We start from the raw sequence: 22,259 nt of genomic DNA on the forward strand, positions 1-22,259 counted from the left end.
CGTATAATGTTGGACTTCTTTTTCCAAATCCGGCGCCGACTGGCCCCCTTTCGCATGTCTATCGAAAATCTTCGCAACATCGCCATCGTCGCCCACGTCGACCATGGCAAGACCACCCTGGTCGACCAGCTGCTGAAGCAGTCCGGCACCCTGTCCGAACGCACCGTGCTCGCCGAGCGCGTCATGGACAGCAACGATCAGGAAAAGGAACGCGGCATCACCATCCTGGCCAAGAACACGGCCATCACCTGGGAAGACAAGAAGACCGGTATCAAGAACCGGATCAACATCGTCGACACCCCGGGACACGCCGACTTCGGCGGTGAAGTGGAGCGCGTGCTGTCGATGGTGGACACCGTGCTGATCCTCGTCGACGCGATGGACGGCCCGATGCCGCAGACCCGCTTCGTCACCCAGAAGGCCTTCGCGATGGGCTTCAAGCCGATCGTGGTGGTCAACAAGGTCGACCGCCCGGGCTCGCGTCCGGAGTGGGTGATCGACCAGGTCTTCGACCTGTTCGACAAGCTCGGCGCCACCAATGAACAGCTGGACTTCCCGATCGTCTACGCCTCGGCCCTGAACGGCTACGCCGGCCTGGAAGACACCGTGCGCGACGGCGACATGACCGCGCTGTACGAAGCGATCATGCAGCACGCCCCGCGTCCGGAAGTGGACCCGGAAGGCCCGTTCCAGATGCGCATCAGCCAGCTGGACTACAACAATTTCGTGGGCGTGATCGGCATCGGCCGCATCCAGCGCGGCACCCTGAAGAAGGGCATGCAGGTCGCCGTGATCGACCGCGAAGGCAAGAAGCGCAACGGCAAGGTCGCGCAGGTGCTGGGCTTCCTGGGCCTGGAGCGCATCGAGCAGGACACCGCCGAAGCCGGTGACATCGTCGCCATCTCCGGTATCGCCGAGCTGACCATCTCCGACACCCTGTGCCACCCGGACACCCCGGAAGCACTGCCGGCGCTGACCGTCGACGAGCCGACCATCTCGATGACCTTCCAGGTCAACAACTCGCCGTTCGCCGGCAACAAGGACCTGTCCGGTGGCAAGTTCCTGACCAGCCGCCAGATCAAGGACCGCCTGGACCGCGAGCAGGTCCACAACGTGGCCCTGAAGGTGGAACAGCTGGAAGACGCCGACAAGTTCCTGGTCTCCGGCCGTGGCGAACTGCACCTGTCGGTGCTGATCGAGAACATGCGTCGTGAAGGCTACGAGCTGGCCGTGTCGCGCCCGGAAGTGATCATCAAGCAGATCGACGGCCAGGCCATGGAGCCGATCGAACAGCTGGTGGTGGACATCGAAGAGCAGCACCAGGGCGGCGTCATGGAGAAGCTGGGCTCGCGCAAGGGCGCCCTGAAGAACATGGAGCCGGACGGCAAGGGCCGTGTGCGCCTGGAATACCAGATCCCGGCCCGTGGCCTGATCGGTTTCCAGAACGAGTTCAAGACCCTCACCCAGGGTTCGGGCCTGCTGTTCCACGTGTTCGACCACTACGGTCCGAAGGAACAGGGCGCCATCGCCAAGCGCCAGAACGGCGTGATGATCGCCAACGCCCCGGGTGCCACCCCGGCGTACTCCCTGGGGCCGCTGCAGGAACGCGGCAAGCTGTTCGCTGCCGAAGGCGACAACGTGTATGAAGGCCAGCTGGTCGGCATCCACTCCAAGGACAACGACCTGACCGTCAACGCGATCAAGACCAAGCCGCTGACCAACATGCGCGCCTCGGGCAAGGACGATGCGATCCAGCTGACCCCGGCGATCAAGTACTCGCTGGAACAGGCCCTGGACTTCATCGAAGACGACGAGCTGGTGGAAATCACCCCGAAGGAAATCCGTCTGCGCAAGAAGGGCCTGACCGAAAGCGACCGCAAGAAGGCCTCGCGCGGCGGCTGATCGGACACCCTCCGTGACCGACACGCCCTACAACCCGGATCCTCACAAGCATCCGGGGCTTCACCTGATCGCCTTGCTGGAAGCCAGCAAGGCGGTCCTGGCGCTGTTGGCGGCGACCGGGCTGGAAATGCTCGGTCCGCAGCCATTGCGCGATGCGGTCAATGCCCTGATCCGGCGTTTCAGCCTGGACCCGGATCACGGCACCCTGCCCTCGCTGCTCAACATGATCAATCCCGATGCGGTGCACCTGGCCGCGGTGGCCATGCTGGCCTACGGGGTGCTGCATCTCTTCGAGGCCTGGGGCCTCTGGCGCGCCAAGGCCTGGGCCTCCTGGCTGGGCTGCGTCACTGCCGGCATCTACCTGCCGTTCGATATCTACGCCATCATCCGCCACCCTGGCTGGGCCTCGTGGTCGGTGCTGGTGATCAACCTGATCGTGGTCGGCGTGCTCGCCCGCGATATCCGCAAGCGCCATCCCCTCCCCACCGGCCCGCGCTGAGTTGCCAAGCGTGGCACTGGCTGGTTAGCCTGAGCGCCGGTTACCGGAACCCCCACATGCGTCTGCCGCTGACATCGATGTTGATGGTCGTGTCGCAGTGCGGCTGTGCGCCTGCGCCTGCCCCGGTCCACGCCAGCGAATCGCCGGCTGCCACCGCCGCGCCCGCGGCCGCCAACGTCCCCTTTGCGTATGCCGAAACGGACATCGCCGACCTGCAGGCGCAGATGGCCGCGGGCACCCTGGACAGCGTCGGCCTGACGCGCGCCTACCTGGCCCGGATCGCCCGCCTGGACCGTGCCGGGCCACGCCTGAACGCGGTGATCGAGCTCAACCCCGATGCCCTCAAGGACGCCACCGCGCTGGATGCGGAGCGCCGGCGCGGGCAACTGCGGGGGCCATTGCACGGCATCCCGATCCTGCTCAAGGACAACATCGGCGCACGCCCGATGAGCAACAGCGCCGGCTCGCTGGCGCTGGCCCGGTTCCGCCCCGACGATGCCTTCCTGGTCACCCGCCTGCGCGCGGCCGGGGCGGTGATCCTGGGCAAGACCAACCTGAGCGAATGGGCCAACTTCCGCTCCAGCCAATCCCAATCCGGCTGGAGCGCGCGCGGTGGCCAGACCCGCAACCCGTACCGGCTCAGCCACTCGCCCTGCGGGTCCAGCAGCGGCAGCGCGGTGGCCGTGTCGGCCAATCTTGCGGCTGCGGCCATCGGCACCGAAACCGACGGCAGCATCGTCTGCCCGGCGGCGGTCAACGGCGTGGTCGGGCTCAAGCCGACGGTGGGGCTGGTCAGCCGCGAAGGCATCCTCCCGATCTCCTTCAGCCAGGACACCGCCGGCCCGATGGCGCGCAGCGTCGCCGATGCGGCCACGCTGCTGACCGCGATGGCCGGCCGCGACGACGCCGACCCGGCCACCGCCACCATGCCCGGGCGCGCGGTCTACGACTACACCTCCCGGCTCAACCCGGACAGCCTGCGCGGGGCGCGCATCGGCGTGGTGTATGGCCCGCTGGACCAGTTGCCCGGGATCGGCCCCGCCCTGCAGCATGCGATCGGCGTGCTGCGCGAGGCTGGCGCGGTGGTGGTGCCGGTGCAGCTGCCCACCCAGGGCCAATGGGAAGACGCCGAACGGGTGGTGCTGCTGCACGAGTTCAAGGCCGGGCTGCAGCGCTACCTGGTCACCTACAAGGCGCCCCTGCGCGACCTGGACCAGGTCATCGCCTGGAACCGCGCACACGCCGACGAGGAGCTGCTGCCGTTCGGCCAGGACCTGATGGAGCAGGCGGCCGCCGCCGGTGGCCTGGGCAGCCCGGACTACATCGCCGCGCGCAGCCTCGCACGCCGCCTGGCGGGCCCGGAAGGCATCGATGCGGCACTGCGCGCCCAGCAACTGGACGCGCTGATCGCACCGACCACCGGCACCGCCTGGCCGATCCGCAGCGGCAGCGGCGACGCCTTCCCGGGCGAGAGCTACAGCGCGGCCGCGGTAGCCGGCTATCCCAGCCTTAGCGTGCCCATGGCCCACGTGAACGGGCTGCCGCTCGGCCTGCTGTTCATGGGCACCGCGTGGAGCGAGCCGCGCCTGATCGAACTGGGGTACGCCTACGAGCAGCGCACCCGCGCGCGGCGCCCACCGCGGTTCAAGACCGACACCCTGCTGGCCAATCCCAACCCGCCGTAACCCGTCGGGCCGACCCACGGTCGGCACCTACCCGGCGGCCGGTGGACCGTCTTCGGCGCCCGGCGAGCGCACGTCCTCGGCCGGCTGCGAGCGGGGCCCGCGCAGGCCCGGGTCGGGCTGCTGCAGCAGCTCGGCACGGGTGCGCGGCAGGGCCTGCGGATGCTCGCGCGCCAGGAAGTCCAGCATGCGCTCACGCACGATGCAGCGCAGGTCGAAGGCATCACCGGAGTTGCGCGCGCTCACCAGCAGGCGCACCTGCAAGGTGTGCTCGGTGGTCTCGGTGACCTGGGTCACGCAGACCCGGCCATCCCACAGCGCCTCGCCCTTGCAGATGCGTTCCAGCTCCGCGCGCAGGGCCGCGATCGGGGCGCGATAGTCCAGCCACAGGAACGCGGTGCCCAGCAGGTCGGCGCTGCGGCGGGTCCAGTTCTGGAAGGGGTGCTCGATGAACCAGGTCAGCGGTACCACCATCCGGCGCTCGTCCCAGATGCGCACCACCACGTAGCTGCTGCCGATTTCTTCCACCCGCCCCCATTCGCCCTCCACGATCACCACGTCGTCCAGCCGGATCGGCTGGGTCAGGGCGATCTGCAGGCCCGCGATCAGGTTGCCGAATACGGGCTTGGCCGCGATGCCGGCCACCAGTCCGATGATGCCGGCCGATGCCAGCAGCGCGGTGCCGATCTGGCGCACCATGGGGAAGGTCAGCAAGATCAGCGAGACCCCGACCAGGATGATGGCGCCCATCAGCACCCGGCTGAGCACGCGGGTCTGGGTCTGGATGCGGCGCGCCTCCAGGTTGTCGGCGACCTCCATCGGATGCTCGCGCAGGATGGCCTGCTCACCGGCGGCCACCGCACGCACCAGCAGCCAGATCACGCAGGCGGTGAGCCCGATATGCAGCAGTCGCAGCGACTGGTCCAGCCAGCGCCCGTCCAGCGGAGTGGCTTCCAGCGCCGGGATCAGCACCAGCAGCGGCAGCGCGAACGCCAGCGGTCGGCTGATCACCCGGGCGATGCGCGCCCGCCGGTAGTCACGGCCCTTGAGCCGCCGGGTGAGCGCCATCAGCAGCCACCACCCGGTGACTCCGACCGCCAATGCGATGCCCATCGGCCATAGATACAATCCCGCCTGCTGCCAGTCCACTGTCACCGCGACCGCCTGCGATCCGCCAAGGAAGACCGCAGGATGCCAGCAGGGCCATGACCAGCACGTCAGCCGGATGTAAGCCGCGCGTGGACGGCGTCGTGTGCGGCCACCGGCTCACCGGCCGCCGCACTCGCGGTCAGCCGGCGTAGTGCTGCTGCTTGCGCACGATCGCCATGGCGATCTCCAGCGACTGTTCGTAGTTCAGGCGCGGGTCGACCGACGAACGGTAGGCGCGCGCCAGGTCGCCCTCGGTGAGCTCACGCGCACCGCCGGTGCATTCGGTCACGTCCTCGCCGGTCAGCTCCAGATGCACGCCGCCCAGCCGCGTGCCGGCGGCCGCGTGCAGGTCGAAGGACATCTCCACTTCGCCGCGCACGTTGTCGAAGCGACGCGTCTTGTAACCGTTGCTGGTGCTCTCGGTGTTGCCATGCATCGCATCGCACACCCACAGCACGCGCCGGCCATCGCGCTTGACCGCGTCCAGCAGCGGCGGCAGCTTCTCGGCGATCTGCGCCGCCCCCATGCGGTGGATGAAGCTCAGGCGGCCCGGCTCGTCGTCGGGGTTGAGCACGTCGATCAGGCGCAGCAGCTGGTCCGGCTGCACCGACGGGCCCACCTTGATCGCGATCGGATTGCGCACCCCACGCAGGTATTCCACGTGCGCGCCCTCCAGCGCCGCGGTGCGCATGCCGATCCACGGGTAGTGTGTGCTCAGGTTCAACCAGCCGTGCTGGCGCGGCACCTGGCGGGTCAGCGCCTGCTCGTAGGGCAGCAGCAGCGCCTCGTGCGAGGTGTAGAAATCGATCCGGTTGAGGTTGTGCACGCGTACCCCGGCCAGGGTCTCCATGAAGTGCACCGCATCGCCGATCGAGGCCACCATCTTCTGGTAGTCGGCGGCCAGCGGCGAATGCTTCACCCAGTCCAGGTTCCAGTACTCGGGGTGGTGCAGGTCGGCGAAACCGCCGTCGATCAGGGCGCGCACGAAGTTCATCGTCATCGCCGAGTGCGCGTGGGCCTGCAGCATCCGTCGCGGGTCCGGCAGCCGCGCCGCCTCGGTGAACTCCGGTGCGTTGATCACATCGCCGCGATAGCTGGGCAGGGTCACGCCGTCGCGGGTCTCGGTATCGGCAGAGCGCGGCTTGGCATATTGCCCGGCGAAGCGCCCCACGCGGATCACCGGCTTGCGCATGCCGTGCACCAGCACCAGGCTCATCTGCAGCAGCACCTTGAGCCGGTTGGAGATGGTGGTGGATTCGCAGTCGCTGAAGTTCTCCGCACAGTCACCGCCCTGCAGCAGGAAGCGCTTGCCTTCCTGGGCGTCGGCCAGCTGCTGCTTGAGCGCCAGGATCTCCCACGACGTCACCAGCGGCGGCAGCCGCTTGAGCTCATGCAGCGAGGCGTCCAGCGCCACCGGGTCCGGGTAGGTCGGCATCTGCAGGCCCGGCTTGCCGCGCCAGCTCTCCGGCGACCAGTCGGCAGGCAGCATGGCGGGCGGAGCGGCACGGTCGGTAGCGTTCATCAGGGTGTCCAGAAAGCGTTGCGTATCAGGGGAATTCAGGGGGCCAGGGTGGGCCGGCGGAAGGAGCTGAACAGCGCCCAGGCGCCCAGCAGCACGAACCACACCAGGCTCCACATCGGCATGGTCAGGCCGAGGAACTGCCAGTCGATGTTGCCGCAGTCACCGGTCCCGGTCAGCACCGTGCGGAACACCTCCAGCGGGCCCATGGTCTCGCTCAGGAACGCCAGCGGCGGCCCGCAGCTGGAGCCCATGTCCTTGGGCAGCAGCTGCACGTAGACGTGGCGACCGGCGATGCCGATGCCCACGGCGGCGGCGATGAAGGCCAGCACGCCGTAGGTGCCCCGCCCGCCGCGGTCGCGCGGCCCGTGCAGGGCGCCGATCAGGAACAGCAGGCCCAGGGCGGCAAACGCGATCCGCTGGAAGATGCACAGCGGGCACGGCTCCAGCCCGATCTTGAGCTGCAGGAAGATCGCGTAGGCAAGCAGCCCGGCGCAGACCAGGAAGCCCAGCAGGAACTGGGCGCGGTAATTCCAGCGCAATGGATTCATTGCCAACACTCGTCAAAGTCCAGACGCCAAGATTAACAGGCCATCCACCGCCATCGCCGCTGCGTGGCTGCCGAATATCGGCGCCCCGGACCGGACAGTGTGTTCACCTACCCGCCTAAACGGAAAAACCCGGCACGAGGCCGGGTTCTTCACCGAATTACGGGTGTTGCGCGTCGATTATTCTTCGACGGCTTCAGCCACGGCAGCCGGACGGTCGACCAGTTCGACGTAGGCCATCGGCGCATTGTCGCCGGCGCGGAAGCCGCACTTCAGCAGACGCAGGTAGCCGCCCGGACGGGTCGCGTAGCGCGGGCCCAGGATGGTGAACAGGTTGCCGACGGCTTCGTTGTCACGCAGGCGGGCAAACGCCAGACGACGGTTGGCGACGGAGTCGACCTTGGCCAGGGTGATCAGCGGCTCGGCGACGCGGCGCAGTTCCTTGGCCTTCGGCAGCGTGGTCTTGATCAGCTCGTGCTTGAACAGCGAGGCGGCCATGTTCTTGAACATCGCTTCGCGGTGGGCGCTGGTACGGTTGAACTTGCGGCCGGACTTCATATGACGCATGGGAATGATTCCTTGATTGAATGCTGGATCGTTTGGGTATCGCTGTCGCCATCCTGGCGTTGCTGCTTGGACTGCGGATGGTCCGATGCCGGCCCTCCTGGCCGACCGTCACCGCAGGCTATGGGCCTGTCGATGCGAGGTACTGCGGTGAAGCCCCCGCACCCGAAGGTGCGGGGTCAAGCATCTTGCGTCGTGCTGGATCAGCCGAGCATGCCGTGCTGGGCGACACCGGCCGGCGGCCAGTTCTCCAGCTTCATGCCAAGCGAAAGACCGCGCTGTGCGAGGACTTCCTTGATCTCGGTCAGCGACTTCTTGCCGAGGTTCGGGGTCTTGAGCAGCTCCACTTCGGTCTTCTGGATCAGATCGCCGATGTAATAGATGCTCTCTGCCTTCAGGCAGTTGGCCGAGCGCACGGTCAACTCCAGGTCGTCGATCGGGCGCAGCAGCACCGGATCCACGCCGTTGTTGGCCGGCTTGGCCGCACCGCGGTCGCGATGGGTGAAGTCACCGAACACCGACAGCTGATCGCTGAGGATATCCGCGGCAGTGCGCACGGCTTCCTCGGCATCGATCGTGCCGTTGGTTTCGATGTCCAGCACCAGCTTGTCCAGGTCGGTACGCTGTTCGACGCGGGCCGCTTCCACCGAGTAGGCGACGCGACGGACCGGCGAGAACGAGGCGTCCAGGACCAGACGACCGATGGCACGGGTTTCTTCATCCGGACGACGACGCGCGGCCGCCGGCTGGTAGCCGAAACCACGCTCGATCTTCAGACGCATATTGATTGCCGTGTCCTTGGTCAGGTGGCAAATGATATGGTCGTTGTTGAGGATCTCGACGTTGTGATCGACCTTGATATCGGCAGCGGTCACGACACCCGGACCCTGCTTGGACAGCGACAGGGTCGCGCTGTCACCCGTATGCATACGGATGGCCACGTCCTTCAGGTTGAGCAGGACTTCAAGCACGTCTTCCTGCAAGCCTTCGAGCGTGGTGTACTCGTGCAGTACGCCGTCGATCTCAACTTCCGTGATGGCGAAGCCCGGGATGGACGACAGCAGCACGCGACGCAGGGCATTGCCCAGCGTATGCCCGTAACCACGCTCCAAGGGTTCGATAACGACCTTGGCGCGGGTGTCGGTAAGGCGTTCGATCTGCGGACCGCGAGGACGCAGAACCTGGTTGGCGGTAACCGTCATGTTGCGGGTTCTCCTAGTGAATCCCCGGCCGTCGCCGGGGATTCTCCAATGTGAATTACTTCGAATACAACTCGACGATCAGCGCTTCGTTGATATCCGCAGGCAGGTCCGCACGATCCGGAACCGCCTTGAAGATGCCGGCGAACTTGCCGGAATCCACTTCAACCCACGACGGACGCAGGTCGTGCGTGGCAGCAACGGTCAGGGCTTCCTGAACGCGCAGCTGCTTGGCAGCCTTTTCGGACAGCGCGACAGCGTCGCCAGCCTTGACCTGGTAAGAAGCCAGGTTGACCGACTTGCCGTTCACGGTGACGCCGCGGTGCGAGACCAGCTGACGGGCAGCCGGACGGGTCACAGCGAAGCCCATGCGATAGACAACGTTGTCCAGGCGGGTTTCCAGCAGCTGCAGGAGGTTCTCGCCGGTGTTGCCCTTCTTGGTCGAGGCCTTCTTGTAGTAGTTGCGGAACTGACGCTCCAGCAGACCGTAGATACGCTTGACCTTCTGCTTTTCACGCAGCTGGGTGGCGTAGTCGGACAGCTTGCCCTTGCGGGCGGTCGCGCCGTGCTGGCCGGGCTTCTGCTCCAGCTTGCACTTGGAGTCCAGCGCGCGCGCCGGGCTCTTGAGGGAAAGGTCGGCGCCTTCGCGGCGGGCGAGCTTACAGGTAGGACCGATATAACGAGCCATTTCTTATCGCTCCTTTAGACGCGACGCTTCTTCGGCGGACGGCACCCGTTGTGCGGGATAGGCGTCACGTCGATGATGTTGGTGATCTTGTAGCCCACGTTGTTCAGCGAGCGCACGGCCGACTCACGACCCGGACCCGGGCCCTTGATGCGGACTTCCAGGGACTTGACGCCGTAGTCGAGCGCGGCACGGCCGGCCTTCTCGGCAGCCACCTGGGCAGCGAACGGGGTGGACTTGCGCGAACCGCGGAAGCCAGCGCCACCGGAGGTCGCCCACGACAGGGCATTGCCCTGACGGTCGGTGATGGTCACGATGGTGTTGTTGAAAGAAGCGTGGACGTGGGCAACGCCGTCAGTGACGACGCGCTTGATCTTCTTCTTGGTCTTAGCGACGGGCTTAGCCATTTCTTAGGTCCCTTACTTCCTGATCGCCTTGCGCGGGCCCTTGCGGGTGCGGGCGTTGGTACGGGTGCGCTGGCCACGCAGCGGCAGGCCGCGACGGTGACGCAGACCGCGGTAGCAGCCCAGATCCATCAGGCGCTTGATCGCGATACCGATTTCACGGCGCAGATCGCCTTCCACGATGTACTTGCCGACTTCGAGACGCAGACGCTCGATTTCCGGCTCCGACAGATCGCGGATCTTGGTGGTCGAGGTCACGCCTGCAGCGTCGCAGACCTTCTTCGAACGGGTACGGCCGATGCCGTAAATGCTTTGCAACCCGACCCAGACGTGCTTCTGGGCTGGCAGGTTGACGCCTGCAATACGCGCCATGACGCGATTCTCCAGCTGAGTGATGGCCGACAGCGCACCCACGGGGCGCGCCAATCCGGCAGGATGGATCAAAAAGTGAGCCAGCGATACTAACAAGGTTCCGGTCTACTTGGAAGCCCGTGAAACACAAGGTTTCACGAACCCGGCCCAGGGAGTGTGCCCAGGCTCCGGCGCCGGACCAGGTTGACCCCGGAAGAAAGCATCTGGATGCCCTCTTCCGGCGCCGCCCGCGCTACTCCAGCGCAGGACGACCCGATCTCACCCCCACCCGGAACCGCTGCGGGGGCCGCCCTTCGTTTGTGTGGCCAGAGTCCGCGAAGCGGAGGACCATCACGTCAGGAAGACGATAGTGTAGCAGGTGAATCAGCCGCGGGCAAAACCGCCGCGGTTGCCGCCCTTCAGGTTGGCCTTCTTCAACAGGCTCTCGTACTGGTGCGACATCAGGTGCGCCTGGATCTGGGCAATGAAGTCCATCACCACCACCACCACGATCAGCAGCGAGGTGCCGCCGAAGTAGAAGGAGGCGCCCAGCTGGGTGCGCATGATTTCCGGCAGCAGGCAGACGATCACCAGGTACAGCGAACCGGCCGCGGTCAGGCGGGTCAGCACGGCATCCACGTAGTCGGCGGTCGCCTTGCCCGGACGGATACCCGGAATCAGCGCACCGGACTTCTTCAGGTTGTCGGCGGTTTCCTGCGAGTTGAACACCAGCGCGGTATAGAAGAACGCGAAACCGGTGATCAGCGCCGCGAACACGATCATGTGCAGCGGCTCGCCCGGGCCCAGCGCGTTGGCGACCTTCTGCAGCCAGGTGGCCGAACTGGCCTGGCCGGACCACATGGCCAGGGTGGTCGGGAACGCCAGGATGCTCGAGGCGAAGATGGCCGGGATCACGCCCGCCATGTTCAGCTTCAGCGGCAGGAACGAGGTCTGGTTCATGTACGCGTTGCGACCGCCCTGGCGGCGCGCGTAATTGACCGTGATCCGCCGTTGCCCGCGCTCGACGAACACCACGAAGTAGGTGAAGGCCAGCACCACCAGCACGATCAGCAGCAGCGAGATGAAGCTCATGTTGCCGTCGCGGTAGGCTTCCACGGTGTGGATGACCGCGCCCGGCAGGCCGGCCACGATGCCGGCGAAGATGATCAGCGACACACCGTTGCCGATGCCACGCTCGGTGACCTGCTCGCCGACCCACATCAGGAAGATGGTGCCGGCGGTCAGCGCGACCACGGCGGTGAGCACGAAGCCCATGCCCGGGGCATACACGACCGGCGCGCCGCTCGGCGACACCTGGTTCTGCAGCGCCAGCGCGATGCTGCCGCCCTGCACCACCGCCAGGAACACGGCGCCGATGCGGGAATATTGGGTGATCTTGCGACGGCCCGACTCACCTTCCTTCTGCATTGCCTTCAATGCCGGGAAGATATGGACCGCCAGCTGCATCACGATGGACGCCGAGATGTACGGCATCACGTTCAGCGCGAAAATGCTGAAACGGTGCAGGGCGCCGCCCGAGAACATGTTGAACATGTCCACGATGCCGCCGCCCTGCGCCTGCATGAGCGCAAGCATGGCATCAGGATTCACGCCCGGCACCGGCACATAACAGCCGATGCGATAGACGATCAATGCCCCGATGACGAACAGCAGACGCTGACGAAGTTCCGTGAACTTGCCGAGCCCGCCGCCGAGGTTACCAATGCCAGCTTGCGCCATGTCTTACTCCTGTACGCTGCCGCCGGCAGCTTCGATCGCGGCCTTGGCACTGGCCGTTGCAGCGACGCCCTTCAGGGTGAACGCCTTGGTCAGGTCGCCCTTCATGACGATCTTGGCACGCTTGGCGGTGCTCGGGACCAGCTTGGCAGCGCGCAGCGCGGCGAAGTCGATCTCACCCGCTTCCAGGCGCTCCAGCTGGTAGGACAACACTTCGGCAGTGTCCTTGGCGATCTTGGAACGGAAACCGACCTTCGGCAGACGACGCTGCATGGGGGTCTGGCCGCCTTCGAAGCCCGCCTTGATCTTGCCGCCACCCTTACGGGCGAACGAACCCTTGTGGCCGCGGCCGCAGGTCTTGCCCAGGCCGGAGCCGATACCACGGCCGACGCGGGTGCGCTCTTTGCGCGCGCCCGGTGCCGGGCTCAGTTCATTGAGATGCATGGTCATTGGATTATTCCTCAACCTTGACGAGGTAATGAACCTTGTTGATCAGACCGCGAACCTGCGGGCTGTCCTTCAGTTCACGGACATCGTTGAGCTTGTTCAGGCCCAGGGCACGCACCGACAGGCGGTGACGCGACTGGGTGCCACGCAGGCCGCCCACCAGGCGGACCTTGACGGTCTTGCCGGTTTCATTAGCCATGGTTGAGATCCTCCACCTTCTTGCCGCGCTTGGCCGCGATGCGAGCCGGCGACTGCATTTCCGACAGACCCTTCAGCGTGGCGCGAACCAAGTTGATCGGGTTGCGCGAACCGACGGCCTTGGCCAGCACGTTCTTGACGCCAACGGCTTCCAGCACGGCGCGCATGGCACCGCCGGCGATGACGCCGGTACCTTCGGAGGCCGGCATCATGAACACGCGGGCTGCGCCGTGGCCGGACTTGACCGCATGCCACAGGGTGCCGTTGTTCAGATCGACGTCGGCCAGGTTCTTGCGAGCCTGCTCCATCGACTTCTGGATGGCGACCGGCACTTCGCGCGCCTTGCCATAACCGAAACCGACCTTGCCTGCGCCGTCACCGACCACGGTCAGTGCGGTGAAGGTGAACTGACGACCGCCCTTGACGGTCTTGCTGACGCGGTTGACCGCGACCAGCTTCTCGATCATGCCGTCGTCGACTTTCTCTTCGCGGTTACGGTCGCGATCGCGACCCCGCTGCTGACGTTCTTCTGCCATGTTGATTCCTTGATTGATTGGGTATGTACGGCTCAGGGCCGCTTATAGCTGTGAGATGTAGCGGTGACGCGCACGCCCCTGCATAAGAAGGACGCCGCCCGGCGCAACCCGCGCCGGCAGGCAGGTGGAGGCAGGGCCGTGCCCTGCCCCCGTATCCCTTAGAACTGCAGGCCGCCTTCGCGGGCTGCTTCGGCCAGTGCCTTGATGCGGCCGTGGTAGCGGTAGCCCGAGCGGTCGAAAGCGACCTTCTCGATGCCCGCGGCCTTGGCGCGCTCGGCGACCAGCTTGCCCACCTTGGCGGCGGCGTCGCTGTTCTTGCCGTTCTTCAGGCCTTCCTTGACGTCGGCCTGGGTGGTGTTGGCAGCAGCCAGCACCTTGGAGCCATCGGCGGTGAAGACCTGGGCGTACAGGTGCTGACCGGTGCGCAGCACCGACAGACGCGGCACGCCGAGAACGCGGATGTGTGCACGGGTCGACTTGGCGCGACGCAGGCGGGCGATGTTCTTGTTGATGCTCATGATTTGAGTTCCTTGAAAGCTGAAGTGAAGCGGGCTTTTGCTTTGAGGCGCCCGACCGGTGACGGCCGGGTGCCCGTGGAAGTTCCCGCGCCTGATTAGGCCTTCTTGGCTTCCTTACGAATGATGACTTCGCCGGCGTACTTCACACCCTTGCCCTTGTAGGGCTCCGGCGGACGGTAGCCACGGATCTTGGCAGCCACTTCACCGACCTGCTGCTTGTCAGCGCCCTGGACCAGCACTTCGGTCTGGGTCGGGGTGGTGATGGTGATGCCTTCCGGGGCCACGAACACGACCGGGTGCGAGAAACCGAGCGACAGGCTCAGGTCCTTGCCCTGCATCGCGGCGCGGTAACCGACGCCGACCAGCTCGAGCTTGCGCTCGAAGCCATCGGTGACGCCCTTGACCATGTTGGCCAGGATGGCGCGCACGGTGCCGGTGAGGGCGGTCAGCGACGGATCGTTGGCGGCCAGGGTGGCAACGCCGTTGTCGACGGTGATTTCAACGCCAGCAACCTTGGGCAGCGACAGGGTGCCCTTGGGGCCCTTCACGCTGACGGATTCCGGCTGGATGTTCAGTTCAACGCCCTTGGGCAGGTTGACCGGCTTCTTGGCTACGCGGGACATAGTAGTTTCCTTCTCGCCTTAGGCCACGAAGCACAGGACTTCGCCGCCGACGCCCAACTGGCGCGCCTGCGCATCAGTCATGATGCCCTTGGAGGTGGAGATGATGGAGATGCCCAGGCCGTTGAGGACCTTCGGCAGCTCGGACTTGCCACGGTACTGGCGCAGACCCGAACGCGAGAAGCGCTTCAGGGTCTCGATGACCGGCTTGCCCTCGAAATACTTCAGGACGATTTCAAGCTCGGCCTTGTTGTTCTCGATCTTGGTGACGCGCAGGTCGGTGATGTAGCCTTCGGCCTTCAACACTTCTGCGATTGCAACCTTGATCTTGGAGGACGGTGCCTTCACCGTCTGCTTGCCAACCGCGGCCGCATTCTTGATGCGTACCAGCAGGTCGGCGATGGGATCAGTCATGCTCATAGTCGATACCTTTGAGTGCACCGATATCCGCTTTCGCGAAAATCTTGCTGTGTTCCTGGGATGGGCCAGGCCCCTGTTGCCTTGTTCAGCGGACCGATGGGCCGCGTTTCCAGCGCCCACCCTGCCTTGCGGTTGAGTGAGAAGCGGGAGTATACGGCAAAAAGAGCCCGACTTGCGTCGGGCTCTTCAATTGGGGACAAACCTGAATGAACCGGTCGGTCCCCCTGCCCCACGTCCAGGGGACGCGGGGCAGGTTCCGGGACGAATCCCTTACCAGCTGGCCTTGCGCAGGCCCGGCACGTCACCACGCATGGTGGCTTCGCGCAGCTTGTTGCGGCCGAGGCCGAACTTGCTGTAGACGCCACGCGGGCGGCCGGACAGTTCGCAGCGGTTGCGGTGGCGGCTCGGCGACGAATCGCGCGGCAGCTTCTGCAACTTGACTACGGCGTCAGCCTTTTCGTCGTACGAAGCGGTCGTGCTGGAGATGATCTTCTTCAGCTCTTCACGCTTGCCAGCGAACTTGACGGCCAGCTTGGCGCGCTTCAGATCGCGGTTGACCATGGAGGTCTTTGCCATTTCGAATTCCTCGACGTATCAGTTACGGAACGGGAACTTGAACGCTGCCAGCAGCGCCTTCGCTTCCGCATCGGTCTTGGCGGTGGTGGTGATGGCGATATCCATGCCGCGGATCGCGTCGACAGCGTCGAAGTCGATTTCCGGGAAGATGATCTGTTCCTTCACACCCATGTTGAAGTTGCCGCGACCGTCGAAGGAACGGCCCGAGACACCACGGAAGTCGCGCACGCGCGGCAGCGAGATGTTGATCAGGCGATCCAGGAACTCGTACATCTTTTCACGACGCAGCGTGGTCTTGCAGCCGATCGGCCAACCATCGCGGATCTTGAACGAAGCCACCGAGACGCGGGACTTGGTCACGATCGGCTTCTGGCCGGAGACCTTGGCCATGTCGGCGACGGCATTTTCCAGGATCTTCTTGTTCGTGGCTGCTTCGCCGACACCCATGTTCAGGGTGACCTTGACCAGCTTCGGAACCTGCATCGGATTGGTGTAGCCGAACTGCTTCATCAGCGCCGGCACCACTTCTTCCTTGTAAAACTTTTCGAGACGGGTATTCATCAGTCCATTCCTCAGGCGTCGAGCGCCTCACCGCTGGAGCGGAACACACGCAGTTTGCGTCCATCCTCCAGCACCTTGAAGCCAACGCGTTCGCCCTTGCCCGAAGCCGGGTTCAGCACATTCACGTTGGAGATATGGATCGACGCTTCACGCTCGACCACGCCGCCGGCAACGCCTGCCTGCGGGTTCGGCTTGGTGTGGCGCTTGACGATGTTCACGTTGGCGACGATCACACGATCGCCGTCGACGCGGACGACTTCGCCCTGCTTGCCCTTGTCCTTGCCGGTGTTGACGACGACCTGGTCGCCCTTCTTGATACGGTTAGCCATGATTATCTCCTGTCGCTCACAGCACTTCGGGAGCGAGCGAGACGATCTTCATGAACTTCTCGGAACGAAGTTCACGGGTCACCGGCCCGAAGATGCGGGTGCCGATCGGCTCTTGCTTGTTGTTGAGCAGGACCGCGGCGTTGGCGTCGAAACGGATCAGCGAACCGTCGGCGCGACGCACACCCTTGCGGGTACGCACCACGACGGCGTCATACACTTCACCCTTCTTGACCTTGCCGCGCGGAATCGCATCCTTCACGGTGACCTTGATGATGTCGCCGATGCCGGCGTAACGGCGCTTGGAACCACCCAGCACCTTGAAGCACATCACCTGCTTGGCACCCGAGTTGTCCGCGACGTCAAGGTAGCTCTGCATCTGGATCATGATTCAGATCTCCTTATTCAGCCGCACGCGTGATGACTTCCACCACGCGCCAGTTCTTGGTCTTGGACATCGGAGCAATTTCGGTCACGCGCACGACATCGCCTTCGTTGCAGGCGTTGTCGGCATCGTGGGCGTGCAGCTTGGTCGAACGCTTGATGTACTTGCCGTACAGGGCGTGCTTGACCAGGCGTTCCACCAGCACGGTGACCGTCTTGTCCATCTTGTTGCTGACGACACGGCCTTCGACCGTGCGCAGCGTCTTGTTTTCAGTATTGTCGCTCATCGCGGCCATCCTTACTTGGTGCTGCCGAGCAGGGTCTTGACGCGAGCAATCTCGCGGCGGACCCGGCGGGTTTCGTGAGTCTTCGGCAGCTGGCCAGTAACCTGCTGCATACGGAGCGAGAACTGCTCCTTACGCAGGTCGGTCAGGTGGGCCTTCAGATCGTCAGCCGACTTTTCGCGAAGTTGTTTGATATCCATTACATCACCGTCCGGGTCACGAAGGTGGTGGTCACGGAGAGCTTGGCAGCCGCCAGGCGGAACGCCTCGCGGGCCACGCTTTCATCCACACCTTCAATTTCATAGATCATGCGGCCGGGCTGGATCTGGGCGACCCAGTATTCCACGTTGCCCTTACCAGAACCCATTCGGACTTCGATGGGCTTCTTGGTGATCGGCTTGTCGGGGAACACACGGATCCACATCTTGCCGCCGCGCTTGACGTAGCGGCTGATCGAGCGGCGGGCCGCTTCGATCTGACGCGCGGTCAGCTGACCATGAGCGGTTGCCTTCAGGCCGTATTCGCCGAAGCTGACAGCGTTGGCGCTCCAGCTCAGGCCATCGTTACGGCCCTTGTGTACCTTGCGGTACTTGGTTCGCTTGGGTTGCAACATTGTCGTTACCTCGCTTCACGGGCCGGGCGCTGACGGTCACCACGGTCGCCGCGATCATTACGATCGTTGCGCGGGGAATCGTCCTGCTTTTCCTGGCCAACCTGGGAGAAATCGAAAACCTCGCCCTTGTAGATCCAGACCTTGATGCCGATGATGCCGTAGGTCGTCTTGGCTTCAGCGAAGCCATAGTCGATGTCGGCACGCAGCGTGTGCAGCGGCACGCGGCCTTCGCGGTACCACTCCGAACGGGCGATTTCCGCACCGTTCAAGCGGCCACCGACGTTGACCTTGATGCCCAGGGCACCGAGGCGCATCGCGTTGCCGACCGAGCGCTTCATGGCGCGGCGGAACATGATGCGACGCTCCAGCTGCTGCGCGATCGACTCGGCAACCAGCTGCGCGTCCAGCTCGGGCTTGCGCACTTCGGTGACGTTGATGTGCGCCGGGACGCCCATCATCTCGCTCACTTCCTTGCGCAGCTTCTCGATGTCCTCGCCACGCTTGCCGATCACCACGCCCGGACGGGCGGTGTGGATCGTCACGCGGGCGGTCTTGGCCGGACGCTCGATAAGGATCTTGCTGATGCCGGCCTGCGCGAGCTTCTTGCGCAGCATTTCCCGCACCTTCAGGTCGGCTGCCAGGTAACCAGCGAACTCGGCCTTGTTGGCGTACCACTTGGAGTTCCAGTCCTTGGAAATGCCGAGGCGGATACCAATCGGATGAACTTTATGACCCATGGTGTTTTCCTTTCCGCTTACTTGCCGGCGCCCACAACCACAGTGATGTGGCTGGTGCGCTTGAGGATGCGGGTGCCGCGGCCTTTCGCCCGCGCCATGAAACGCTTCAGGGTCGGACCTTCATCTACCATGATGGTCTGAACCTTCAGCTCGTCGACGTCGGCGCCCTGGTTGTTTTCGGCATTTGCGATAGCCGACTCCACCACCTTCTTGATCAGGTGGGCAGCCTTCTTGTCCGAGAACTTCAGCAGGTTGACCGCACGCTCGGCCGGCAGGCCGCGCACCTGGTCAGCGACCAGGCGGGCTTTCTGCGCAGAGATGCGCGCGGAGCGCAGGATTGCTTTCGCTTCCATTGTCATCTCTCCTTACTTGCCCGACTTCTTGTCACCACCGTGGCCCTTGAAGGTCCGGGTGATGGCAAATTCGCCGAGCTTGTGGCCGACCATGTTCTCGTTGACGAGCACCGGAACGTGGTTCTTACCGTTATGAACGGCGATGGTGATGCCTACCATTTCCGGCAGGATCATCGAACGGCGCGACCAGGTCTTGATCGGCTTCTTGCTACCCGCAGCGGCCTCCACCTTCTTGACGAGGTGGTGATCGACGAACGGGCCCTTCTTGAGTGAACGTGCCATGGTCGATTAGCCCCTACGATCGCGGACGATGAATTGCTGGGTGCGCTTGTTCTTGCGCGTCTTGTAACCCTTGGTCGGGACACCCCACGGGGTGACCGGATGCGGGTTGCCCTGGCCGGCCTTCGCCTCACCACCACCGTGCGGGTGGTCAACCGGGTTCATGGCAGCACCACGAACGGTCGGGCGGACACCACGCCAGCGCTTGGCGCCAGCCTTGCCCAGCTTTTCCAGGTTGTGTTCGTCGTTGCCGACTTCACCGATCGTGGCGCGGCACTCGACCGGCACCTTGCGCATTTCACCCGAGCGCAGGCGCAGGGTGGCGTAGATGCCTTCACGAGCGACGAGCTGCACGGCAGCGCCGGCGGCACGCGCGATCTGGGCACCCTTGCCCGGCTTCAGTTCGATGCCGTGGACAGTGGTACCAACCGGGATGTTGCGCAGCGGCAGGGTGTTGCCGGTCTTGATCGGCGCATCCGAACCCGCGATCACCTGGTCACCGGCCTTCAGGCCCTTCGGTGCGATGATGTAGCGGCGCTCGCCGTCGACGTAGCACAGCAGGGCGATATGGGCGGTGCGGTTCGGATCGTATTCGATGCGTTCCACGCGCGCCGGAATGCCTTCCTTGTTGCGCTTGAAGTCGATGACACGGTAGTGCTGCTTGTGGCCACCACCAACGTGACGGGTGGTGATGCGGCCGTGGTGGTTACGACCACCGGACTTGCTCTGCGGCTCCAGCAACGCTGCGTGCGGTGCGCCCTTGTGCAGATCGGGCGTAACCACGCGCACGGCCGAACGGCGGCCGGGGGAAGTGGGCTTGAATTTCATCAATGGCATGGGATGTACCTCAGGCCTTGGCCGTTACATCGATGGACTGGCCATCGGCGAGACGCACGTACGCCTTGCGCCAATCGCCGCGGCGGCCGGTGCGGTTACGGAAGGACTTGTTCTTGCCCTTCACGTTCAGCACGTTGACCGACTCGACCTTGACGTCGAACAGCTGCTCAACCGCGGCCTTTACATCGGCCTTGGTAGCTTCGTTCGAGACTTCGAAGACATACTGGTTGGAATGTTCCTGCAGGCGCGCGGTCTTTTCGGAGACACGCGGAGCGCGAAGAACGCTGAAGATTTTCTCGTTGGCGCTCATGCCAGCCACTCCTCGACCTTCTTGACCGCATCAGCGGTGATGACGACCGTGTCGGCACCGACCAGCGACACCGGGTCCAGGCCCTGGACGTCACGCACTTCCACGTAGGGAATGTTGCGCGCCGACAGGTACAGGTGCTCGGAAGCATCTTCGGTGACGATCAGCGGACGCTTGCCCACTTCCAGGCCGGCCAGCTTGGCGATCAGCGCCTTCGTGTTGGTCGCTTCGACATCGAAGGCCTCCACGATGGTCAGACGGCCCTGACGGTTCAGCTCGGACAGGATCGCGCACATGGCTGCACGGTACTGCTTGCGATTGACCTTCTGCTCGAAGCTGCGCGGCTTGGCCGCGAAGGTGACACCGCCGCCGACGAAGATCGGAGCCGTCAGTGCGCCATGACGCGCGCCGCCGCCCTTCTGCTTCTTCGACTTCTTGGTGGTACCAGCCACTTCGGAGCGAGTCTTCTGTGCCTTGGTGCCGGCGCGACCGGCGTTGCGGTAAGCAACGACGACCTGGTGGACCAGATCTTCGCTGAAATCGCGACCGAACACGGCATCGGAGACCGAGACCTTGTTGTTGCTACCCGTGATAACGAGTTCCATCGTCATCTCTCCTTATGCCTTGCTAGCCGGACGAACGATCACGTCACCACCCGCTGCGCCCGGAACGGCACCACGGATCGCGATCAGACCACGCTCGACATCGACCTTCACCACTTCAAGGTTCTGGGTGCTCTGCTGCACCGAACCCATGTGGCCGGACATCTTCTTACCCGGGAAAACGCGACCCGGGGTCTGGCGCTGGCCCAAGGAACCCGGCGCGCGATGCGACAGCGAGTTACCGTGGGTTGCATCGCCCATACGGAAGTTGTAGCGCTTGATGGTGCCCTGGAAGCCCTTACCCTTGGTGACACCCTGGACGTCGACCTTCTGGCCAACTTCAAAGATGTCCGCCTTGACTTCGCCGCCGACGGCGAAATCGCCGAGCTGGGCGTCTTCAACGCGGAATTCCCACAGGCCACGACCGGCTTCGACCTTCGCCTTGGCGAAGTGACCGGCTTCCGGCTTGTTGACCAGGGCAGCGCGACGCGCGCCGACGGTCACCTGCACGGCGCTGTAGCCGTCAGCTTCGACGGTCTTGATCTGCGCGATGCGGTTGGGGGTTGCTTCAATCAGGGTCACCGGGATGGCCTGGCCATCTTCGGTGAACACGCGGCTCATGCCAGCCTTGCGGCCCACGAAGCCCAACGAATATTTCTTCGTCATGGTCGTAGTCCTCAGGTCAGCTTGATCTGAACGTCGACGCCGGCAGCCAGTTCGAGCTTCATCAGCGCGTCCACGGTCTTGTCGTTCGGGTCAACGATGTCAAGCACGCGCTTGTGCGTGCGGGTCTCGTACTGGTCACGCGCGTCCTTGTCGACGTGCGGGGAGACGAGGATGGTGTAGCGCTCGATCTTGGTCGGCAGCGGGATCGGGCCACGCACTTGCGCGCCGGTCCGCTTTGCCGTTTCAACGATCTCGCTGGCCGAACGGTCGATCAAACGATGATCGAACGCCTTCAACCGAATCCGGATCTTTTGGTCCGCCATGGCGGTAATTTCCTTCGTTAAAAGAGCGACGGACAAGGCCTCTGGGTTGCCTTGTCCCATGAATATCCTGAATGCGGACGCCGCACATCCGTGCGGCGACAAGATCTTTCCATAGACCTCAAAAATCGAGGCAGACCGGTCTCCCGATCTGCCCAGACAAAAAGTATAGCGCGCATACAACGCGGCGGTCAACAGGGGACCTGTTGACACTGCCTGAATGGCGCGACCCTTCCTGGTCTGGGGAACACGAGGTGCGTCCTGCGCCTCTTTTCCCGTTTTTCGGCAACCCCGATGCCCTACCCAGGCAACATCGGGGCGCAGATTCTAGCAGATTACGCGATGATCTTGGAGACCACGCCGGCGCCGACGGTACGGCCGCCTTCACGAATCGCGAAGCGCAGGCCTTCGTCCATGGCGACCGGGTTGATCAGCG

Annotated in this window: 33 protein-coding genes and 1 pseudogene; 3 read left to right on the top strand and 31 right to left on the bottom strand. The window is 64.4% G+C overall.

The window, feature by feature from the left end:
- Positions 1-54: 54 nt before the first annotated feature.
- Genes typA through RSA25_RS12055 form a run of 3 tightly spaced genes read left to right on the top strand, consistent with a single transcriptional unit; the run spans position 55 to position 4,086 of the window.
- A complete protein-coding gene (typA, locus tag RSA25_RS12045; RefSeq protein ID WP_332809120.1) occupies positions 55-1,902 on the top strand; it encodes a translational GTPase TypA in 1,848 nt (615 codons plus the stop codon).
- A gap of 13 nt (positions 1,903-1,915) precedes the next feature.
- Positions 1,916-2,401 (top strand): DUF2127 domain-containing protein, encoded by a 486-nt coding sequence (locus RSA25_RS12050; protein WP_332809121.1) that lies wholly within the window; start codon positions 1,916-1,918, stop codon positions 2,399-2,401.
- A gap of 56 nt (positions 2,402-2,457) precedes the next feature.
- Positions 2,458-4,086 (top strand): amidase, encoded by a 1,629-nt coding sequence (locus tag RSA25_RS12055; RefSeq protein ID WP_332809122.1) that lies wholly within the window; start codon positions 2,458-2,460, stop codon positions 4,084-4,086.
- A gap of 27 nt (positions 4,087-4,113) precedes the next feature.
- Here RSA25_RS12055 and RSA25_RS12060 read toward each other — a convergent pair whose 3' ends face one another.
- The 31 genes and pseudogenes from RSA25_RS12060 to RSA25_RS12210 form a co-directional block, all read right to left on the bottom strand.
- The gene (locus RSA25_RS12060; protein WP_332809123.1) at positions 4,114-5,196 is read right to left on the bottom strand and encodes a mechanosensitive ion channel family protein; all 1,083 of its coding nucleotides are present in this window, start codon (positions 5,194-5,196) and stop codon (positions 4,114-4,116) included.
- 175 nt (positions 5,197-5,371) lie between these two features.
- Entirely contained in the window at positions 5,372-6,754 is a 1,383-nt protein-coding gene (locus RSA25_RS12065) for a 3-deoxy-7-phosphoheptulonate synthase class II (RefSeq protein ID WP_332809124.1), read from the bottom strand.
- A gap of 35 nt (positions 6,755-6,789) precedes the next feature.
- Positions 6,790-7,302 (bottom strand): disulfide bond formation protein B, encoded by a 513-nt coding sequence (locus RSA25_RS12070; RefSeq protein WP_332809125.1) that lies wholly within the window; start codon positions 7,300-7,302, stop codon positions 6,790-6,792.
- Positions 7,303-7,479: 177 nt separating this feature from the next.
- Positions 7,480-7,866, bottom strand: coding sequence for a 50S ribosomal protein L17 (gene rplQ, locus RSA25_RS12075; protein ID WP_038690259.1), 387 nt, complete (start codon positions 7,864-7,866; stop codon positions 7,480-7,482).
- 200 nt (positions 7,867-8,066) lie between these two features.
- Complete coding sequence (gene rpoA / locus RSA25_RS12080; RefSeq protein WP_017355429.1) at positions 8,067-9,065, bottom strand: DNA-directed RNA polymerase subunit alpha; 999 nt, start codon at positions 9,063-9,065, stop codon at positions 8,067-8,069.
- 55 nt (positions 9,066-9,120) lie between these two features.
- Positions 9,121-9,750 carry a 30S ribosomal protein S4 gene (gene rpsD / locus RSA25_RS12085; RefSeq protein ID WP_332809126.1) on the bottom strand — a complete coding sequence of 210 codons (630 nt, stop codon included), beginning with the start codon at positions 9,748-9,750 and terminating at the stop codon, positions 9,121-9,123.
- Between the two features lie 14 nt (positions 9,751-9,764).
- Entirely contained in the window at positions 9,765-10,154 is a 390-nt protein-coding gene (rpsK, locus tag RSA25_RS12090) for a 30S ribosomal protein S11 (protein ID WP_017355427.1), read from the bottom strand.
- 12 nt (positions 10,155-10,166) lie between these two features.
- Positions 10,167-10,523 carry a 30S ribosomal protein S13 gene (rpsM, locus tag RSA25_RS12095; protein WP_019186163.1) on the bottom strand — a complete coding sequence of 119 codons (357 nt, stop codon included), beginning with the start codon at positions 10,521-10,523 and terminating at the stop codon, positions 10,167-10,169.
- Between the two features lie 363 nt (positions 10,524-10,886).
- Positions 10,887-12,242, bottom strand: coding sequence for a preprotein translocase subunit SecY (gene secY / locus RSA25_RS12100; RefSeq protein WP_332809127.1), 1,356 nt, complete (start codon positions 12,240-12,242; stop codon positions 10,887-10,889).
- 3 nt (positions 12,243-12,245) lie between these two features.
- Positions 12,246-12,689 carry a 50S ribosomal protein L15 gene (gene rplO / locus RSA25_RS12105; RefSeq protein ID WP_019186161.1) on the bottom strand — a complete coding sequence of 148 codons (444 nt, stop codon included), beginning with the start codon at positions 12,687-12,689 and terminating at the stop codon, positions 12,246-12,248.
- A gap of 4 nt (positions 12,690-12,693) precedes the next feature.
- Positions 12,694-12,885, bottom strand: coding sequence for a 50S ribosomal protein L30 (gene rpmD, locus RSA25_RS12110; RefSeq protein WP_259209892.1), 192 nt, complete (start codon positions 12,883-12,885; stop codon positions 12,694-12,696).
- Positions 12,878-13,420, bottom strand: a complete 543-nt coding sequence (gene rpsE / locus RSA25_RS12115) for a 30S ribosomal protein S5 (RefSeq protein ID WP_312236983.1) — start codon at positions 13,418-13,420, stop codon at positions 12,878-12,880. Before rpsE ends, rpmD begins: the two co-directional genes overlap by 8 nt.
- 158 nt (positions 13,421-13,578) lie before the next feature.
- Positions 13,579-13,938 (bottom strand): 50S ribosomal protein L18, encoded by a 360-nt coding sequence (gene rplR / locus RSA25_RS12120; RefSeq protein WP_332809128.1) that lies wholly within the window; start codon positions 13,936-13,938, stop codon positions 13,579-13,581.
- Positions 13,939-14,033: 95 nt separating this feature from the next.
- A complete protein-coding gene (gene rplF, locus RSA25_RS12125) occupies positions 14,034-14,561 on the bottom strand; it encodes a 50S ribosomal protein L6 (protein ID WP_332809129.1) in 528 nt (175 codons plus the stop codon).
- 18 nt (positions 14,562-14,579) lie between these two features.
- On the bottom strand, positions 14,580-14,978 hold the full coding sequence (gene rpsH, locus RSA25_RS12130) for a 30S ribosomal protein S8 (RefSeq protein ID WP_019186156.1): 399 nt from the start codon (positions 14,976-14,978) through the stop codon (positions 14,580-14,582).
- 270 nt (positions 14,979-15,248) lie between these two features.
- Positions 15,249-15,554, bottom strand: a complete 306-nt coding sequence (rpsN, locus tag RSA25_RS12135; protein ID WP_256776220.1) for a 30S ribosomal protein S14 — start codon at positions 15,552-15,554, stop codon at positions 15,249-15,251.
- Positions 15,555-15,572: 18 nt separating this feature from the next.
- Complete coding sequence (rplE, locus tag RSA25_RS12140) at positions 15,573-16,115, bottom strand: 50S ribosomal protein L5 (RefSeq protein WP_038690283.1); 543 nt, start codon at positions 16,113-16,115, stop codon at positions 15,573-15,575.
- Between the two features lie 11 nt (positions 16,116-16,126).
- Complete coding sequence (gene rplX / locus RSA25_RS12145; RefSeq protein ID WP_017355416.1) at positions 16,127-16,444, bottom strand: 50S ribosomal protein L24; 318 nt, start codon at positions 16,442-16,444, stop codon at positions 16,127-16,129.
- A 16-nt stretch (positions 16,445-16,460) separates the two neighbouring features.
- Positions 16,461-16,829, bottom strand: a complete 369-nt coding sequence (gene rplN, locus RSA25_RS12150) for a 50S ribosomal protein L14 (protein WP_332809130.1) — start codon at positions 16,827-16,829, stop codon at positions 16,461-16,463.
- 13 nt (positions 16,830-16,842) lie between these two features.
- Positions 16,843-17,112: a 30S ribosomal protein S17 gene (rpsQ, locus tag RSA25_RS12155; protein ID WP_017355414.1), complete on the bottom strand. Its 270-nt coding sequence runs from the start codon at positions 17,110-17,112 to the stop codon at positions 16,843-16,845.
- Between the two features lie 11 nt (positions 17,113-17,123).
- Positions 17,124-17,309, bottom strand: a complete 186-nt coding sequence (gene rpmC / locus RSA25_RS12160; RefSeq protein WP_017355413.1) for a 50S ribosomal protein L29 — start codon at positions 17,307-17,309, stop codon at positions 17,124-17,126.
- Positions 17,309-17,722, bottom strand: coding sequence for a 50S ribosomal protein L16 (rplP, locus tag RSA25_RS12165; protein ID WP_017355412.1), 414 nt, complete (start codon positions 17,720-17,722; stop codon positions 17,309-17,311). Before rplP ends, rpmC begins: the two co-directional genes overlap by 1 nt.
- 5 nt (positions 17,723-17,727) lie before the next feature.
- On the bottom strand, positions 17,728-18,459 hold the full coding sequence (gene rpsC, locus RSA25_RS12170) for a 30S ribosomal protein S3 (protein ID WP_042614225.1): 732 nt from the start codon (positions 18,457-18,459) through the stop codon (positions 17,728-17,730).
- A 17-nt stretch (positions 18,460-18,476) separates the two neighbouring features.
- Complete coding sequence (gene rplV, locus RSA25_RS12175; protein WP_017355410.1) at positions 18,477-18,812, bottom strand: 50S ribosomal protein L22; 336 nt, start codon at positions 18,810-18,812, stop codon at positions 18,477-18,479.
- A 12-nt stretch (positions 18,813-18,824) separates the two neighbouring features.
- Positions 18,825-19,094 (bottom strand): 30S ribosomal protein S19, encoded by a 270-nt coding sequence (gene rpsS / locus RSA25_RS12180; RefSeq protein WP_017355409.1) that lies wholly within the window; start codon positions 19,092-19,094, stop codon positions 18,825-18,827.
- A 6-nt stretch (positions 19,095-19,100) separates the two neighbouring features.
- A complete protein-coding gene (gene rplB / locus RSA25_RS12185) occupies positions 19,101-19,928 on the bottom strand; it encodes a 50S ribosomal protein L2 (RefSeq protein WP_038690292.1) in 828 nt (275 codons plus the stop codon).
- Between the two features lie 10 nt (positions 19,929-19,938).
- Positions 19,939-20,238 (bottom strand): 50S ribosomal protein L23, encoded by a 300-nt coding sequence (gene rplW, locus RSA25_RS12190; protein ID WP_038690294.1) that lies wholly within the window; start codon positions 20,236-20,238, stop codon positions 19,939-19,941.
- Positions 20,235-20,840, bottom strand: coding sequence for a 50S ribosomal protein L4 (gene rplD / locus RSA25_RS12195; RefSeq protein WP_332809132.1), 606 nt, complete (start codon positions 20,838-20,840; stop codon positions 20,235-20,237). Before rplD ends, rplW begins: the two co-directional genes overlap by 4 nt.
- 12 nt (positions 20,841-20,852) lie before the next feature.
- The gene (rplC, locus tag RSA25_RS12200; protein WP_332809131.1) at positions 20,853-21,503 is read right to left on the bottom strand and encodes a 50S ribosomal protein L3; all 651 of its coding nucleotides are present in this window, start codon (positions 21,501-21,503) and stop codon (positions 20,853-20,855) included.
- Between the two features lie 11 nt (positions 21,504-21,514).
- Positions 21,515-21,826: a 30S ribosomal protein S10 gene (gene rpsJ / locus RSA25_RS12205; RefSeq protein WP_010341589.1), complete on the bottom strand. Its 312-nt coding sequence runs from the start codon at positions 21,824-21,826 to the stop codon at positions 21,515-21,517.
- 332 nt (positions 21,827-22,158) lie between these two features.
- Positions 22,159-22,259 (bottom strand): annotated as a pseudogene (locus RSA25_RS12210) (elongation factor Tu); the annotation flags it as partial.

This window comes from Stenotrophomonas sp., assembly GCF_036662295.1.
GTDB lineage: Bacteria > Pseudomonadota > Gammaproteobacteria > Xanthomonadales > Xanthomonadaceae > Stenotrophomonas.

Bases quoted from the DNA above. Each gene is read 5' to 3' on its own strand.
- rplB (WP_038690292.1), bottom strand. From the start codon at position 19,928: ATGCCATTGATGAAATTCAAGCCCACTTCCCCCGGCCGCCGTTCGGCC.
- rplX (WP_017355416.1), bottom strand. From the start codon at position 16,444: ATGGCTAACCGTATCAAGAAGGGCGACCAGGTCGTCGTCAACACCGGC.
- rpsN (WP_256776220.1), bottom strand. From the start codon at position 15,554: ATGGCAAAGACCTCCATGGTCAACCGCGATCTGAAGCGCGCCAAGCTG.
- rplW (WP_038690294.1), bottom strand. From the start codon at position 20,238: ATGAGCGCCAACGAGAAAATCTTCAGCGTTCTTCGCGCTCCGCGTGTC.
- rpsE (WP_312236983.1), bottom strand. From the start codon at position 13,420: ATGGCAGAAGAACGTCAGCAGCGGGGTCGCGATCGCGACCGTAACCGC.
- typA (WP_332809120.1), top strand. From the start codon at position 55: ATGTCTATCGAAAATCTTCGCAACATCGCCATCGTCGCCCACGTCGAC.
- rpsC (WP_042614225.1), bottom strand. From the start codon at position 18,459: ATGGGTCATAAAGTTCATCCGATTGGTATCCGCCTCGGCATTTCCAAG.
- rpmC (WP_017355413.1), bottom strand. From the start codon at position 17,309: ATGGATATCAAACAACTTCGCGAAAAGTCGGCTGACGATCTGAAGGCC.
- rplV (WP_017355410.1), bottom strand. From the start codon at position 18,812: ATGGAAGCGAAAGCAATCCTGCGCTCCGCGCGCATCTCTGCGCAGAAA.
- RSA25_RS12060 (WP_332809123.1), bottom strand. From the start codon at position 5,196: ATGGGCATCGCATTGGCGGTCGGAGTCACCGGGTGGTGGCTGCTGATG.
- rpsM (WP_019186163.1), bottom strand. From the start codon at position 10,523: ATGGCGCGTATTGCAGGCGTCAACCTGCCAGCCCAGAAGCACGTCTGG.
- rplD (WP_332809132.1), bottom strand. From the start codon at position 20,840: ATGGAACTCGTTATCACGGGTAGCAACAACAAGGTCTCGGTCTCCGAT.
- RSA25_RS12065 (WP_332809124.1), bottom strand. From the start codon at position 6,754: ATGAACGCTACCGACCGTGCCGCTCCGCCCGCCATGCTGCCTGCCGAC.
- rplP (WP_017355412.1), bottom strand. From the start codon at position 17,722: ATGTTGCAACCCAAGCGAACCAAGTACCGCAAGGTACACAAGGGCCGT.
- RSA25_RS12055 (WP_332809122.1), top strand. From the start codon at position 2,458: ATGCGTCTGCCGCTGACATCGATGTTGATGGTCGTGTCGCAGTGCGGC.
- rplC (WP_332809131.1), bottom strand. From the start codon at position 21,503: ATGACGAAGAAATATTCGTTGGGCTTCGTGGGCCGCAAGGCTGGCATG.
- secY (WP_332809127.1), bottom strand. From the start codon at position 12,242: ATGGCGCAAGCTGGCATTGGTAACCTCGGCGGCGGGCTCGGCAAGTTC.
- rplF (WP_332809129.1), bottom strand. From the start codon at position 14,561: ATGTCCCGCGTAGCCAAGAAGCCGGTCAACCTGCCCAAGGGCGTTGAA.
- rplR (WP_332809128.1), bottom strand. From the start codon at position 13,938: ATGAGCATCAACAAGAACATCGCCCGCCTGCGTCGCGCCAAGTCGACC.
- rpoA (WP_017355429.1), bottom strand. From the start codon at position 9,065: ATGACGGTTACCGCCAACCAGGTTCTGCGTCCTCGCGGTCCGCAGATC.
- rpsJ (WP_010341589.1), bottom strand. From the start codon at position 21,826: ATGGCGGACCAAAAGATCCGGATTCGGTTGAAGGCGTTCGATCATCGT.
- rplE (WP_038690283.1), bottom strand. From the start codon at position 16,115: ATGAATACCCGTCTCGAAAAGTTTTACAAGGAAGAAGTGGTGCCGGCG.
- rpmD (WP_259209892.1), bottom strand. From the start codon at position 12,885: ATGGCTAATGAAACCGGCAAGACCGTCAAGGTCCGCCTGGTGGGCGGC.
- rpsD (WP_332809126.1), bottom strand. From the start codon at position 9,750: ATGGCTCGTTATATCGGTCCTACCTGTAAGCTCGCCCGCCGCGAAGGC.
- rpsK (WP_017355427.1), bottom strand. From the start codon at position 10,154: ATGGCTAAGCCCGTCGCTAAGACCAAGAAGAAGATCAAGCGCGTCGTC.
- rpsH (WP_019186156.1), bottom strand. From the start codon at position 14,978: ATGAGCATGACTGATCCCATCGCCGACCTGCTGGTACGCATCAAGAAT.
- RSA25_RS12070 (WP_332809125.1), bottom strand. From the start codon at position 7,302: ATGAATCCATTGCGCTGGAATTACCGCGCCCAGTTCCTGCTGGGCTTC.
- rplN (WP_332809130.1), bottom strand. From the start codon at position 16,829: ATGATCCAGATGCAGAGCTACCTTGACGTCGCGGACAACTCGGGTGCC.
- rpsS (WP_017355409.1), bottom strand. From the start codon at position 19,094: ATGGCACGTTCACTCAAGAAGGGCCCGTTCGTCGATCACCACCTCGTC.
- rpsQ (WP_017355414.1), bottom strand. From the start codon at position 17,112: ATGAGCGACAATACTGAAAACAAGACGCTGCGCACGGTCGAAGGCCGT.
- rplO (WP_019186161.1), bottom strand. From the start codon at position 12,689: ATGACCATGCATCTCAATGAACTGAGCCCGGCACCGGGCGCGCGCAAA.
- rplQ (WP_038690259.1), bottom strand. From the start codon at position 7,866: ATGCGTCATATGAAGTCCGGCCGCAAGTTCAACCGTACCAGCGCCCAC.